Source organism: Actinomyces oris, assembly GCF_001929375.1.
In the GTDB taxonomy this organism is placed as follows: domain Bacteria; phylum Actinomycetota; class Actinomycetes; order Actinomycetales; family Actinomycetaceae; genus Actinomyces; species Actinomyces oris_B.
In genome coordinates this window covers 170-13,147 of sequence record NZ_MSGO01000079.1, presented here as the reverse complement: position 1 = coordinate 13,147, position 12,978 = coordinate 170, and the positions used below count along the sequence as shown (strand labels likewise).

General features: G+C 68.1%; 13 protein-coding genes and 2 pseudogenes. 3 read left to right on the top strand and 12 right to left on the bottom strand.

Annotated features, from left to right (window positions below; genetic code table 11):
• Window positions 1-183: 183 nt before the first annotated feature.
• From BKH32_RS14665 to BKH32_RS12845, 3 genes and pseudogenes are all read left to right on the top strand, one after another.
• Window positions 184-323: pseudogene (locus BKH32_RS14665) on the top strand (DJ-1/PfpI family protein); the annotation flags it as partial.
• Window positions 300-455: a hypothetical protein gene (locus tag BKH32_RS14035; protein ID WP_178384691.1), complete on the top strand. Its 156-nt coding sequence runs from the start codon at window positions 300-302 to the stop codon at window positions 453-455. The pseudogene BKH32_RS14665 and the gene BKH32_RS14035, both read left to right, overlap by 24 nt.
• A 353-nt stretch (window positions 456-808) precedes the next feature.
• Window positions 809-1,519, top strand: a complete 711-nt coding sequence (locus BKH32_RS12845; protein ID WP_075250385.1) for a helix-turn-helix transcriptional regulator — start codon at window positions 809-811, stop codon at window positions 1,517-1,519.
• On the opposite strand, the gene BKH32_RS12840 is transcribed toward BKH32_RS12845, so the two are convergent.
• The 12 genes and pseudogenes from BKH32_RS12840 to BKH32_RS14025 form a co-directional block, all read right to left on the bottom strand.
• On the bottom strand, window positions 1,456-1,848 hold the full coding sequence (locus tag BKH32_RS12840; RefSeq protein ID WP_075250384.1) for a VOC family protein: 393 nt from the start codon (window positions 1,846-1,848) through the stop codon (window positions 1,456-1,458). The two genes, BKH32_RS12845 and BKH32_RS12840, sit on opposite strands and share 64 nt — an antisense overlap.
• A gap of 204 nt (window positions 1,849-2,052) precedes the next feature.
• Window positions 2,053-2,325 (bottom strand): annotated as a pseudogene (locus tag BKH32_RS12835) (HepT-like ribonuclease domain-containing protein); the annotation flags it as partial.
• Between the two features lie 61 nt (window positions 2,326-2,386).
• Window positions 2,387-2,692, bottom strand: a complete 306-nt coding sequence (locus BKH32_RS12830; RefSeq protein ID WP_075250383.1) for a nucleotidyltransferase family protein — start codon at window positions 2,690-2,692, stop codon at window positions 2,387-2,389.
• Between the two features lie 105 nt (window positions 2,693-2,797).
• Window positions 2,798-3,694, bottom strand: coding sequence for a peptide chain release factor N(5)-glutamine methyltransferase (gene prmC / locus BKH32_RS12825; RefSeq protein ID WP_075250382.1), 897 nt, complete (start codon window positions 3,692-3,694; stop codon window positions 2,798-2,800).
• On the bottom strand, window positions 3,684-4,778 hold the full coding sequence (gene prfA, locus BKH32_RS12820) for a peptide chain release factor 1 (protein ID WP_075250381.1): 1,095 nt from the start codon (window positions 4,776-4,778) through the stop codon (window positions 3,684-3,686). The genes prmC and prfA overlap by 11 nt, the downstream gene beginning before the upstream one ends.
• 119 nt (window positions 4,779-4,897) lie before the next feature.
• Entirely contained in the window at window positions 4,898-5,110 is a 213-nt protein-coding gene (gene rpmE / locus BKH32_RS12815) for a 50S ribosomal protein L31 (protein ID WP_024034930.1), read from the bottom strand.
• Between the two features lie 143 nt (window positions 5,111-5,253).
• Window positions 5,254-7,359 (bottom strand): transcription termination factor Rho, encoded by a 2,106-nt coding sequence (rho, locus tag BKH32_RS12810; RefSeq protein ID WP_075250380.1) that lies wholly within the window; start codon window positions 7,357-7,359, stop codon window positions 5,254-5,256.
• A gap of 298 nt (window positions 7,360-7,657) precedes the next feature.
• Window positions 7,658-8,560 carry a homoserine kinase gene (gene thrB, locus BKH32_RS12800; RefSeq protein ID WP_075250379.1) on the bottom strand — a complete coding sequence of 301 codons (903 nt, stop codon included), beginning with the start codon at window positions 8,558-8,560 and terminating at the stop codon, window positions 7,658-7,660.
• A gap of 1 nt (window position 8,561) precedes the next feature.
• Window positions 8,562-9,890, bottom strand: a complete 1,329-nt coding sequence (locus tag BKH32_RS12795; protein WP_075250378.1) for a homoserine dehydrogenase — start codon at window positions 9,888-9,890, stop codon at window positions 8,562-8,564.
• 263 nt (window positions 9,891-10,153) lie between these two features.
• On the bottom strand, window positions 10,154-10,321 hold the full coding sequence (locus BKH32_RS14030; RefSeq protein WP_178384695.1) for a hypothetical protein: 168 nt from the start codon (window positions 10,319-10,321) through the stop codon (window positions 10,154-10,156).
• A 253-nt stretch (window positions 10,322-10,574) separates the two neighbouring features.
• Window positions 10,575-12,365 (bottom strand): DUF5979 domain-containing protein, encoded by a 1,791-nt coding sequence (locus BKH32_RS12790; RefSeq protein ID WP_075250377.1) that lies wholly within the window; start codon window positions 12,363-12,365, stop codon window positions 10,575-10,577.
• Window positions 12,366-12,722: 357 nt separating this feature from the next.
• Window positions 12,723-12,978, bottom strand: a 256-nt coding sequence (locus tag BKH32_RS14025; protein ID WP_218638476.1) for a tetratricopeptide repeat protein, incomplete at its 5' end; no start/stop codon positions are given.

The window sequence follows — 12,978 nt, the reverse complement described above, 5'->3', positions numbered from 1 at the left end:
CGCGGCATCGCCCTGGGATTTGCGCAACCTGGCCAACTACACCATCCGCAGCCTCATCCACACCGGACGCCTCAAAGACCACCTGACAACAACCACCTAAACCAGCCGATAAGCCCCACCTACCACACCCTCAAACACGAAGAGCCACTAAAAATGCGCTTTGAAACTGAGGGATGAGCCGAGATACGCACCATCGCCCTGTACACGACTGACACCATGCGGATTGGGAGTACGCCTACCTCACCACTCAGATCGCGGGCGCGGAGCGGCTCAAGCCCGGGCGCTTTCGGCTCCTGCTCGTGGGCGACGGGTTGGAGCAGATCTTCTTCAATGCCCGGGAGGACGACTACATGGCGCTCATGGAGGCGACCAGCGCCTGGCAGAACTCCTGGGGGGACTCCCTCACCTCAAGCAGGCAACCGCCCAGTTTCACCGGGCCCCGAGGGGGCGCCTGAGGAGCCGCACATGTCCAAATCTGCGGCAAAGGAGTCGAGGTTCAGTTCTCCCGCTGAAAGAAATCGCGAGATCATGCGGATCTCTTCCAACGAGACGAGCCCGGCCAGGGCCTTTGCTGCAGATTTGGACACGACTGTCTGATTCTAGCCAGAAACGAACGAGGTCTCGGTCCTGTCCAGTGCTCAGGAGGTCTCCGAACTGAAACGACTATCACTCAAGAGCACCGATTCTGGCCGCGCACCACTTAACATCTCTCCCGCGCGTGAACGCACGCAAGGCCGACTCAGCCCCAGGATGTCTTGCCTCAGTGGGGTCCCTGGACTCGCGTCGCTGACGGCTCCACGATAGAGAGGTGTACTCCGAGACGGTCCTCAGTGAGCAGCGCACGCTCTGGCGATCGGTGGGCGGCGCCGCCGCCATCATTCCCGCTGACGGATGTGTCGACCTCATTGTCCGCAGCGACCAGGTGCTCCTGTGCGGCCCGCAGACCCGTATCATCCGCGCACCTGCCGACGACCTTCACCCCACTGTCGGGTTGCGGCTGGAGGCGGGCACTGCTCGCAAGGTCCTGCCCGTCGCACCCAACGAGCTGAGGGACCGAGTAGTGGAGCTGCGCACCGCGTTGGGATCGGAGGCGGCTGTCCTGTACGACCTGATGATGCGAGCGAGCAACGATTCCCACCCCGACCTCGTGCTCTCTGAGCTGCTTGTCGACCAGGCGGAGCCGTGGGTGACGACGACGCGCCATCTCGCCCGGACCGGAGCGTCAGCCCGAGATGCCGCCCGGGCCCTGGACTGGTCGGAGCGCACGCTGCGCAGACGAATGCTGGAGACCTTCGGCTACGGGTACACCACTCTGGTACGCATCGAGCGTGCATCCCGAGCACGCTCGCTTCTCCAGCGGGGATTTTCACTGGCCGATGTGTCAGTGACTACGGGTTATGCGGATCAGCCACATATGACTCGTGAGTTCACGAGCCTGGTCGGGCTGACGCCGGCTCAGTTCTCCAAGGCCGCGAAGAGGTCAACGCTGTTGCCATCGGGGTCGAGCACCGTGGCGTAGCGCTGCTCCCAGGGGGCGTCCCACGGCTTGGTGCGGCCCTCGTATCCTGCTCCGGTGAGCCTGGCGTAGGTGTCGTCCACGGCACTCACCGTCCCCTGATCGAAGGCCAGCGCGATGCGGTGACCTCCCGAGGGAGACTCATAACCAGGGTCAAGGCTGCGAATGAGATCGATGGTGTCCCACGCCAGAACGGTGCCGTCCTCGAGCCTGGTATCGACATGCGGCTCGTCGCTGCCTTCAGGGACGGGCGCTCCAAGCAGACGGTAGAAGGCGAGAGAGGCGGACATATCGCGAGTCACGATGCCGATGAATCCAAGTCGTAGTGCCATAGCGGCACCGTATGCCGCCTACGCCACCACGTCTTGAACAGAACGGCCATCACCCACGCCTCGGCGGGGCCCCTCCGAGCATCATCAGTCCGCATCCACTCAATCTGCGGCACCTCAGCTCACCGAATGCGAGCGAGCATCACGCCGCCGAAACAAGTACCCGCCGCGGCAGACTCGGGCGGGACTTCAGCGCCGTCGCTCAGGCTAATGAGTATCCTGGAACATCTCAGCCAAGATCGTCTCAAGCACCACTATACGAGTCGTCGCCGCAGCCCAGACGAGGCGATCATCAACGCTGCCGTACTCATGCGCGATAATATTGCGCATACCTATGATCCGATGAATATCTGGAATTTGGTCAGCCGCCTGCGGATCCGCACGCCGCACCCGATTCAGTGCCTCCCCGAGGATCTCGATCTGCCGTTCGACAGCGGAGCTCAACATCAGATCCGACAGATAGTCCTCTTCACTCACACCCTGCGTGAATCGTCACAGGGCCCGCACCACCTGGAGAGCATCCCAGATGTGAGCATAGGACTCAGGCCGCATAGACATCCGCAGCACCCCTCAGCACCGAGGACTTGAAGTAAGGATTCTTGACCGACTCTGCTACGACCAGGTCAATCTTTCTGCCGAAGATCCTGGTCAGCTCGTCCTGAAGCCCAAAGAAATCCGCAAATCGATCCTCCCGGCCTGTCTGGAAGTCGACAAGAAAGTCGATGTCGCTGGTATGGGGATCAAAATGATCGGCAAGCACTGATCCGAAGACACGCAATCGCGCAACACCGAACCGAGCGCATGCCTCCGACAGTGCCTTGGTATCGATCGCCACTTTCACCGCCACAGAACCATTCTCTCAGAACCGCGGAACGATGACCAGAGAACCAACCACGTCGGCCGCCAAGGCGGTAGGCGGCCCGGCCACCTTTGCCTCGCCTACCGAAAAGACCTACCTCACGGCGCGCAGGTAGCGGTCGCGGCCGGTGAGGTCCTGGCCGGTCTCGGCCTGTTTGAACCCGGCCCCGAGCGCGGCCGCGCGCAGCAGCGCCCCCTGCTCGTGGTCGTGCTCCATGACGAGCACCCCGCCGGTGCGCAGCAGCGCGACCGAGCGCACCAGGACATCAACCGGAATCTCCAGCCCGTCGGGGCCCCCGCCGTAGAGCGCCACCGTGGGCTCGTGCTGCTCCGTCTCGGTGTCCTCCACGGCGCCAGCCGGAACGTAGGGCGGGTTGGAGACAACGACGTCGACCTGCCCGTTGAGGTCGTGAAGGACCAGCGGGTCGGTGGCGTCGGCGTGGATCACCTCGACGCGACCGGGCACCAGTCGCTCACAGTTCTCGCGGGCCAGGGACGCGGCGGTCTCGCTGATCTCGACGGCGACCACCCGGGCTCCCGGCACCTCCTTGGCGACGCAGGCCGCGATCGCGCCCGAGCCGGTGCACAGGTCGGCGGTCAGGACCACTCCCCCGCCGCCGTCCATCACCTCGCGGGCCGCCTCAATGGCGGCCCCGGCCACCACCTCGGTCTCCGGGCGCACGATGAACACGCCAGGACGGCTGATGAGCTCGGCACCCCGCAGCCACATACGGCCGATGATGTGCTGGAGGGGCTCACGGCACTCGCGGCGCAGCACCAGCGCGTCATAGGCGGCCGGGAAGTCCCCGTCGGCGCCGTCGGCCAGCAGCAGAGCCCGCCCCAGCAGGTGCTCGGCCAGGATTCGGGCATCGACCTGAGGGCTGGTCACGCCGGCGGCAGCCAGCCGACCGGCCGCCTGGCGCACCAGCGCCCTCAGCCCGTAGCGGTCCACCGCGCCCGCCGGCGCGCCACCACACAACTCAGGAACCACTGCCCTCACCCACCTGGGATAATCGTTCAGCCTCGTCCATGGCGATGGCCGAGGCGATCACCGGGCCGAGATCACCGTCAAGAACGGCGTCAAGGTTGTAGGCCTTGAAGCCGGTACGGTGGTCGGCGATCCGGTTCTCAGGGAAATTGTAGGTGCGGATGCGCTCGGAGCGGTCCACAGTGCGCACCTGACTGCGACGGGCCTGCGCCGCCTCGGCAGCGGCCGCCGCCGCGCGCTCGGCCAGGAGCCGGGCCCGCAGGACCCGCATGGCCGCCTCCTTGTTCTGCAGCTGGGACTTCTCGTTCTGCATGGACACGACGATCCCCGTGGGCAGGTGCGTGATGCGCACGGCCGAGTCCGTGGTGTTGACGCTCTGGCCGCCCGGCCCCGAGGAGCGGAAGACGTCGATACGTAGGTCGGCGGCGTCGATCTGGAGCTCACCGGGGTCGTCGGCCTCCGGCATGACCAGGACGCCGGCCGCGGAGGTGTGGATGCGCCCCTGGGACTCGGTGACCGGGATGCGCTGGACGCGGTGGACGCCGCCCTCGTACTTCAGGTGCGCCCACACTCCGTCCTGGGGCTCCACGGGTCCTCGGGCCTTGACGGCCAGACGCACGTCCTTGTAACCGCCCAGGTCGGAGTCGGTGGCGTCCAGGACCTCCACGGCCCACCCCTGCCGCTCGGCGTAACGGGAGTACATGCGGGCCAGGTCGGAGGCGAACAGCGCCGACTCCTCACCGCCCTCACCGGCCTTGACCTCGATGATGACGTCGCGGGCGTCGTCGGGATCCCGGGGTACGAGGACCTCGCGCAGGTGCTCGCCTGCGGCGGCCTCGGCGGCCTCCAGGGCCGGCACCTCCGCGGCGAAGTCCTCATCCTCCGCGGCCAGCTCGCGGGCGTCGGCCAGGTCGGCACTGGCCGACTGCCAAGCCCGGTAGGCGGCCACGACCCTGCCCAGCTCGGCGTAGCGGCGCCCCAGCCGACGCATGGCACCGGGGTCAGCGGCCGCGGGCCCGGCCATCTCGGCCTCGATATCCGCGTACTCGGCCAGGAGCGGCTCTGCGGCGGAGAAGTCCTCACTCATGGACTCGGGTTCCTTCACTGGCTAGGAGTCGTGCTGACGGGCACCAGCGGCACTCGTGCGATATGCAAACGACGCCGACGGCGGCTCTGGGAGCCGGCCGCCGACGTCGTGAGACGCGGCTACTTGGTGCGCTTGCCGTACCGGGCCTCGAAGCGGGCAACGCGGCCACCGGTGTCGAGGATCTTCTGCTTGCCGGTGTAGAACGGGTGGCAGGCCGAGCACACGTCCACGCGGATCTCACCGGAGGTGACGGTGGAGCGGGTCTCGAAGGTGTTGCCACAGGTGCACGTGACCGTGGTGGCCACGTAGTCGGGGTGGATGCCCTGCTTCATAGGTTTCTCCTTAAGCGTCAGAGGGTCCCGGGTCCCACGCGGGAGCGGGGGTGAACCGGAGGCCAGCAGCAGATTTTGCCACTGTCTCACGCGCCGTCGCAACGGCTGGGCCGCGTGAGACCGGGCACCTGGCCGGTTGGGCGTTACTCGTCCTCGCCGTCGGCCAGGGAGGTGCCGGCCGGAGTGGTCTTGGACAGCACCATGAGGAACTCGGCGTTGGACTGGGTGTCCTTGAGCTTGGAGAGCACCAGCTCGATGGCCTGCTGCTGCTCCAGGCCCGCGAAGAGGCGGCGCAGGCGCCACATGATCTTGAGCTGGGCGGGGTCGATGAGCAGCTCCTCGCGGCGGGTGCCGGAGGCCGCCACGTCCACGGCCGGGAAGATGCGCTTGTCGGCGAGCTGGCGCGACAGCCGCAGCTCCATGTTTCCGGTCCCCTTGAACTCCTCGAAGATGACCTCATCCATCTTGGAGCCGGTCTCCACCAGGGCCGTGGCCAGGATGGTCAGGCTGCCGCCGTTCTCCACGTTGCGGGCCGCCCCGAAGAAGCGCTTGGGCGGGTAGAGGGCGGAGGCGTCCACACCACCGGAGAGGATCCGGCCGCTGGCCGGGGCCGCCAGGTTGTAGGCGCGTCCGAGCCGGGTGATGGAGTCCAGCAGCACGACGACGTCCTGGCCCAGCTCCACGAGGCGCTTGGCGCGCTCGATGGCCAGCTCGGCCACGATCGTGTGGTCGGAGGCGGGGCGGTCGAAGGTGGAGGCGATGACCTCGCCCTTGACCGTGCGCTGCATGTCGGTGACCTCCTCGGGGCGCTCGTCGACGAGCACGACCATGAGGTGGGCCTCGGGGTTGTTGACGCTGATGGCGTTGGCGATCTGCTGCAGGACGATCGTCTTACCCGCCTTGGGCGGGGAGACGATGAGCCCGCGCTGCCCCTTGCCGATGGGCGAGACCAGGTCGATGATCCGCGGGGTGACGGCCTTGGGCGTGGTCTCCAGGCGCAGCTGCTCCTGGGGGTAGAGGGGGGTGAGCTTGGCGAACTCAGGGCGGCGCTTGGAGCGCTCGGCGTCCATGCCGTTGACGGTCTCGACGCTGACCATGGGGTTGTACTTGACCCGGCCGACCCGGTTCTGACGGCGGTTGTTGCGCCCGCCCTGGTGGGGCGTGGAGGACTCTCCGCCCTCACGGACCCAGCCGGTCACGGCGTCGCCGGCGCGCAGCCCGTTGTCCTTGATGAGCTGGTTGGAGACGTAGACGTCCTTGGGGCCGGGCAGGTACCCGGAGGTGCGCAGGTAGGCGTGCTGGTTGTCGGTGACGTCCAGGATGCCGGCGACCGGCAGGAGGACCTCGTCCTCACGCGGCTGGTTGCGGTTGCCGCGCCCTGTGGAGCCGTCCCGGCCCTCACGGCCGGAGTCGCGGTCGTCGCGGTCGAAGCGGTCGCGTCCGCGCTTGCGGCCCCGACGACGGCGCCCACCGCGCTCGTCGTCGTAGCCGTCGGAGTCGTCGTTGCCGTCACGGCCCCGGCGCGAACGCTCCTGGGGCTCGACGACGGAGGTCCCGGTGGCGTCGGCCAGGTCCCGCATGAGGGCGGCCTTGGCGTCGGCGTGGTCCTCGGGCGAGTCGGTACGGGGCTCGCGCGAGGCGCGCTCCTGGTTCTCGGGGGCGCCGGCCGAAGCCTGGACGCGCCGGCGGCCGCGGCGGAACTGATCGCGCGAGGAGCGCTCACCCCGCTCCGAGCGGCCGTAGGAGTCGCGGTCGTCACCATCAGTGGTCTCGGAGCGCTCGGCGCGCTCGCGCCACCGGCTGCGTGCGGGGCGCTCCTCGTCACGGTTCGAGCCACTGTCCGCGTCGCTGCCGGAGGAGCCGGAGCGATCGGGCAGATCAAGGCCCAGGTCGAGGGCCGGCGCGGGCTGACGCTCCTCGGGGGCGCCGGAAGCCGCGGTGGCGCGACGGCGGCGGGAGCGCCCTGAGGCGGCGGCCCGGGGCTGCTCCGGAGAGTCCTCACTGGCCGATGAGGCGGAGGCGGAGGAGTCGGCGTCGTCGGTCGCCCCGGCATCGGGCGAGCTCTTCGACGCACTGTGGGAGTCGGGAGTGGACGTGGAGGAGGAGCTGCGTGCCTGACGGATGGCGGCGACGAGCTCACTCTTACGCATGCGGGAGGTGCCCTTGAGACCCATGGAGCTGGCGAGCGACTGAAGCTCGGCCAGACGCATGGTGGAAAGCGAGGGCTGGGCGCTGGAGGTCTCGGTCACGAGTGTCCTAACGGTGTGATGACGCTCCGACAAAGGAGACGTTCAACTGGGGAGACTCCCCCGGAATCATTCACGGGGGTGGGTCATGCACTGCCGGCTTCCGCTGAGACCTGAGCCTCAGGTCCGGGGCTGGTGCGGTCAGCGGCGCGGTGCGATCCGTGCGGCCGACAGCGTCATCATAGCAGCCTGTTGAAGCAGTGCCTAACAAAGCGGTGCGCAGCGTTCCACCGGCATTCCAGCTTCTTGCCGCCGCTCACTGCGTGCACCCCTCGCGCTCCCCCTCACCGCGAGGCGGAGCTCAGGAGGTCAGGACCGCCCCGCGGGTGTCGATTCCGGGGCTGAGCACGCTCCAGCCGTGGTTCTCCAGGGCGAACCGGGTCTGGTCGGCCAGGGTGGACAGGACCAGCACCGTGGGGCCCGCGCCGGAGATGACGGCCGGGTATCCCTGCTCGCGCAGGGAGTCCATGACCGCCATCGAGGCGGGCAGGACCCCGCGCCGGTACTCCTGGTGGAGCCGGTCCTCAGTGCCGGCCATGAGCAGGTCGGGGCGTCCGGCGAGCGCCAGCATGAGCACGGCGGCCCGGGAGGTGTTGAACAGGGCGTCCTCGCGCGGCACGGAGACCGGCAGGACCTGACGGGCCTCCTTGGTGGACAGACGTGTCGTCGCCGGCGGGATGAGCAGGCTCACGCCGAGGGAGGCGTCCACGGGCATGGGCGCCATACGCGGGTGCCCGCCGCGCTCGACCCAGGCGACGGTGGCGCCCCCGAACACGGCGGGAGCGACGTTGTCGGGGTGGCCCTCGAAGTCGGTGGCCAGGGCGAAGATCCGGTCGTCGCTGAGGGCCTCCGGCTCGGAGATGAGGCCGCGCGCCAGCATGAGTCCGGCCACGGCGGCGCTGGCGGACGAGCCCATGCCCCCGCCGTGGGGGATCCGGTTGACGCAGCGCATCTCGAAACCGGCCTGTGGGGCTCCGACGGCGTCCAGTCCGGCCCGCAGGGCCTGCACAACGAGGTTGTCGTCATCGGTGGGGACCGTCTCAGCGCCGACACCCTCGACGATGACGCGGGTGGTGCCGGTGATCGGCCATACCGAGACCTCGTCGTAGTAGCGGAAGGCCATGCCGAAGGAGTCGAAGCCTGGCCCCATGTTCGCCGTCGTGGCCGGGACCCGGACGGCCGCGCGCTCGTAGACGATGCGCATGTCACTCACCCTCGACCCGTTGGATGGAGACGACCTCGGCGACCCGGTCCGAGACTCGCAGCCCCTCGACCGCGGCGTCGAGGTGGAAGACGGGGGCCGGGTGGGTCACGAAGGTGACGACGGCCTGGTCCTGGCTGCCGTCGGAGGTGACGTAGGCGCTCTGGCGCACCGAGTTGATGGAGACCCCGTTCTCAGCGAAGACGGAGGCCATCGCCGCCAGGGAGCCGACGGCGTCGTCGGAGCGCAGCTGGATCTGGTACCGGGTGACGGCGGCCTCGGGGCCGAGGACCGGCAGGCTCGCGTAGGAGGACTCGCGAGGGGCCTGACCGCCATGGACCCGGTGGGCGGCGGCGGCGACGACGTCGGACAGGACCGCGGACGCCGTCGGGGCTCCCCCCGCGCCCTGACCGTAGAACATGAGGCGCCCGGCGCTCTCGGCCTCGACGAGGACGGCGTTGTAGGCGCCGTGAACGCTGGCCAGCGGGTGGTCGTTGGGCACGAGGGCGGGGTGGACCCGCACGGAGACGCCCTGTGCGTGCTCGTCGTCGCGGCGCTGGGCGATGGCGAGCAGCTTGAGCTCGCAGCCCGAGGCGTGGGCCTCACGGATGTCGTCGGCGGTGACCTTGCGGATGCCCTCGACGGAGACATCGTCGAGGCCCACCCGGGTGTGGAAGGCGAGGGAGGCGATGATGGCAGCCTTGGCGGCGGCGTCCAGGCCGTCGACGTCGGCGGTGGGGTCGGCCTCGGCGTAGCCGAGCTCCTGGGCGGTGGCCAGGGCGGTCTCGAAGGACAGGCCCTTGGTGCTCATCTCGTCGAGGATGTAGTTGGTGGTGCCGTTGACGACGCCGAGCACGCTGGTGACGCGGTCGCCGGCCATGGACTCGCGCAGCGCGTAGACGACCGGGATGGCGCCGGCGACGGCGGCCTCGTAGTAGAAGTCGGTGCCGGCGGCCGCCGCGGCGGTGTAGAGCTCGGGGCCGTGGGCCGCGATGAGGGCCTTGTTGCCGGTGATGACGCTGGCCCCGGCCTTGAATGCGGCCAGGATGAGGGTGCGGGCCGGCTCGATCCCGCCGATGAGCTCGATGACCAGGTCGTTGCCGGTGGCGACGGCGGTGGCGTCATCGGTGAGGAGGTCCCGGGGGACGGTGAAGTCACGCGGCGCGTTGACGTCGCGGACGGCGACACCTGTGATCTCAAGACGCGCACCGGAGCGGGCGGCGAAGTCGTCGGCCTGCTCGGTGAGGAGGCGAATGACCTGGCTGCCGACGGTCCCGGCACCGAGGACGCCGACGGTGAGTGTGCGCTGGGCGGGTGAGAGGTCCTGAGCCACGGAATGACCACCTTGCTGTGTGTGCTGTGTTGCGTGCCGCGCGTGGGCACTTCGACTGCGTCATGCGATGGGGCCGATCGGCGGGCGCGGTCAACCGACCGCCCACCGGCGTCGGCCATCGCTGCGGGCCAGCATAAGGGGCATCGGCCGTGGAGCGCTTGCATGTCCGCCTGTGGACACACGGCAGGTCCCGTTCGCCCCGGCTCGATGGGCCCGGGGGTGCTTCCGGCGCCGGCCTGAGGCGGCGCGCGGAGGGGAGGCGCTCAGCGACGCCAGATGATCTGCTTGAGCAGCCGAGTGATCACGCGCCCCATGCCCATGGATATCGGGGCGGCCGCGCTGTCGGAGTACTCCCAGGCCGGTGGCGGTTGCTCCAGGGAGGAGAGGAAGGAGGTCAGTGTGGACGGAGATGAGGAGGTCGTTGCGCTCATGCCTTCAGGTTAGAGAGCAGCGCAGCGCTGAGCGCCCCTCGGAAGAACGATTGGCGGGGAGGGCTCCTCCTCCCCACGGCTGAGACGGACGGAAGGGACCCTCCTGCTTTCGGCAGGCACCTCGAGCGGGGCCGGCCGCCGGTCGGCCCCTGCGCGCAGACGGCCAGTGGCCCCGCTCCGGTTGAACCGGGGCGGGGCCACTGGGTGAGCTCTGATGACAGAGCGTTCAGGCTCGAGAAGCGGTTACCCGCGTTCAGGAGGCGTTGCGGCGACGAGCCACCAGCAGGGCACCGCCGCCCAGGCCGGCGCCGGCGAGCAGCAGGAGCGCAACGGCGTTAGCACCGGTGTGCGCCAGCGGCGGGGTGCCACCGCGCGGCGTCTTCGGGGTGGAGGTGGGCGGCACCGGAGCACCCGGGGTGCTCGGCGGCTGCTGCGTGGTGGTCGGCGGGGTCGCAGGCGGGTTGGACACTGTGGGCGGGGCCTGCGTGGTCGTCGGCGGGGCCGACACCGTGGGCGGGGCCTGCGTGGTGGTCGTCGTGTTGGTCAGGGAGACCTTGACGAGCTCCTGGTCGCGGATGGTGAAGGTGTTGGTCTTCTGGCCATCGATGGTGAAGACCGGCTCACCCCAGCTGAAGCCGGAGGCGGCGGGCTGGGCCTTGGAGGTGTCCTCGGTGAGCGTGATCTTGGTGCCCACGGGGAAGGTGCCGTCGAAGGCGACCGGCTCACCGGGCTTGACCGTGACGGAGGAGGTTCCGGTGCGGCCCTCGCCGGTGGCCTTCTGGCCCTCGGGAGCCTTCCAGCTCGGGTAGGCGCTGGCAGCGGCCGGCAGCTCGTAGGCGACGTCGACGACGAAGCTGGAGCCGGCGGCCTGCGCGGCGGCCTCACCCTCGACGACCTTGGTCACGTTGAAGCCGCCGAAGCCGGGCTCCATCTGGACCGAGATGTCGAAGTACTGGACGTAGGACTGCTTCTGGGTGCTGGTCAGGTCCGTGCCGTTGAGGTTGACGGTGTTCTCGTAGGAGGTGCCCCGTGTGGCGGCGACGGCGTTGCCGTTGGCGTCCACGAAGGAGACGGGGTACTCCAGGGTGAAGTTGGTGCCGTTCTGGAACGGGCCGGTCACCTCGTAGGTCGCAGTGCGGCCGTCCTGGGAGTAGGTGGCCTTGACGTCGTAGTCACCGTACTCGGTGGTGGCGTCCTGGCCGGCGGCGTTGGTCAGCGTGATGGACTTGCCGTCAGCCGGGCGCAGGTGGAGGACGGTGCGGGTGGCATCAGCCTGGTTGAAGGCCATGCCGCCGCCGAGGGTGTCGGTGAAGACGATGCTCTGGCGGGAGCCGTCGAAGGTCTTGCCGAGCTTGTCACCAGTGGTCTGGTTGGTCCCGAAGTTCACACCCCAGGTCAGCTCCTTGTAGTTGTTGTAGAAGCTGGAGGCCCACTTGGTGAGCTCCCAGTTGCTCTCCTTGGGGCCGCCGATGCCGCCGCCTCCGGGCAGGGTGACGGTGGTGGTGACGCCGTTGACGGTGAAGTCAACGGAATGCTCCTCGGTGGCCTTGACGACGGACACCAGGGCGGAGCCGGATCCCTTGAAGTTGTGGAAGCCGGCGGCCTTGAGCTCGTCAACCTTGGAGTTGAAGGTGCAGGTGACGTCCTTGACGGTCAGGGTGCAGGTACCGACCTCGACGTTCTTGCCGCCGTACTCGACGGTCATCGGGTGGGTCTCGCTGTTCTGCAGGTTGGTGAAGTACTCACCCAGACCGATTGTGAAGGAGTCGCCGCCCTTGAGGTTGGCGTCGACGCCGCTCCAGTCGAAGCTGAGGCGGGCGAGGTCGTAGGTGTTGAGCTTCCCTTCCTGCTCAATGTTGTTGCCGTCCACCCGCGTCAGAGACAGGTTGGTGACGTTGACGCTCTTGTTCTGCTCGGCGCTCGCCTGAGGAGCGAACTGAGACATGATCGCGACAAGGAAGAGAGTGAGGATGGCGGTGGCCCCCCTCACCGCCCCTCGTGTGAGGGCCGGCCGAGAGGCGGCGCCCGTGGACATGGTGTTCATGGGTTCTCCGGATTCCTGGCATAGATGACAAGGGTCTGCCTTGTGAACCATCACCGAACGTTCCCACCGTCTGTTCAGGAGAGGGAAAGGCCGCCCCGTGATGACCAAGACCACTGTGTCACAAACCGACTGTTTGGGAATAGGGAACACTCAAAACACGCACGACGTCACAGTCTCATCACAGCTGAAACTGACGTTCCAACCAACCTGACACCATAATATTTGTAGATACTCTACAAGAAACGTGTCGCGAGACTGTGCTGGCACTGTGCGTCCCCCACGAAGAGGACCGCACTTCGGTTGTGCCGGCCCTCCACACAGGGAGCCTTCAGGCCCCCTCCTGAGGCGCGACTCCGTTCAGAGTTCTCCCAGGTCAGCACGCTTCTGGCTCAGGCGTTTGAGGTTCTCCTGAGAGGTTGACACGTCCTGCTGAGCCTGTGGGGTTCCCAGCAGGTCATCCAGCTCCTGCCAGATCTCCAGCGACTCCCGGTAGGCTTCCTCGGCCGTATCCCACTCACCACGGGCCTCGGCCACCCGACCCACATGGTTCAGAGACACCGACAGGTCACGGCGAACCTGCGGCGTCCCCAACGACTCCGCCAACCCCCGCCGG

Coding starts and splice junctions, on each gene's coding strand:
- prfA (WP_075250381.1), bottom strand. CDS start 4,778: ATGAGTGAGGACTTCTCCGCCGCAGAGCCGCTCCTGGCCGAGTACGCG.
- thrB (WP_075250379.1), bottom strand. CDS start 8,560: ATGCGCATCGTCTACGAGCGCGCGGCCGTCCGGGTCCCGGCCACGACG.
- BKH32_RS14030 (WP_178384695.1), bottom strand. CDS start 10,321: ATGAGCGCAACGACCTCCTCATCTCCGTCCACACTGACCTCCTTCCTC.
- BKH32_RS12790 (WP_075250377.1), bottom strand. CDS start 12,365: ATGAACACCATGTCCACGGGCGCCGCCTCTCGGCCGGCCCTCACACGA.
- rpmE (WP_024034930.1), bottom strand. CDS start 5,110: ATGAAGCAGGGCATCCACCCCGACTACGTGGCCACCACGGTCACGTGC.
- BKH32_RS12840 (WP_075250384.1), bottom strand. CDS start 1,848: ATGGCACTACGACTTGGATTCATCGGCATCGTGACTCGCGATATGTCC.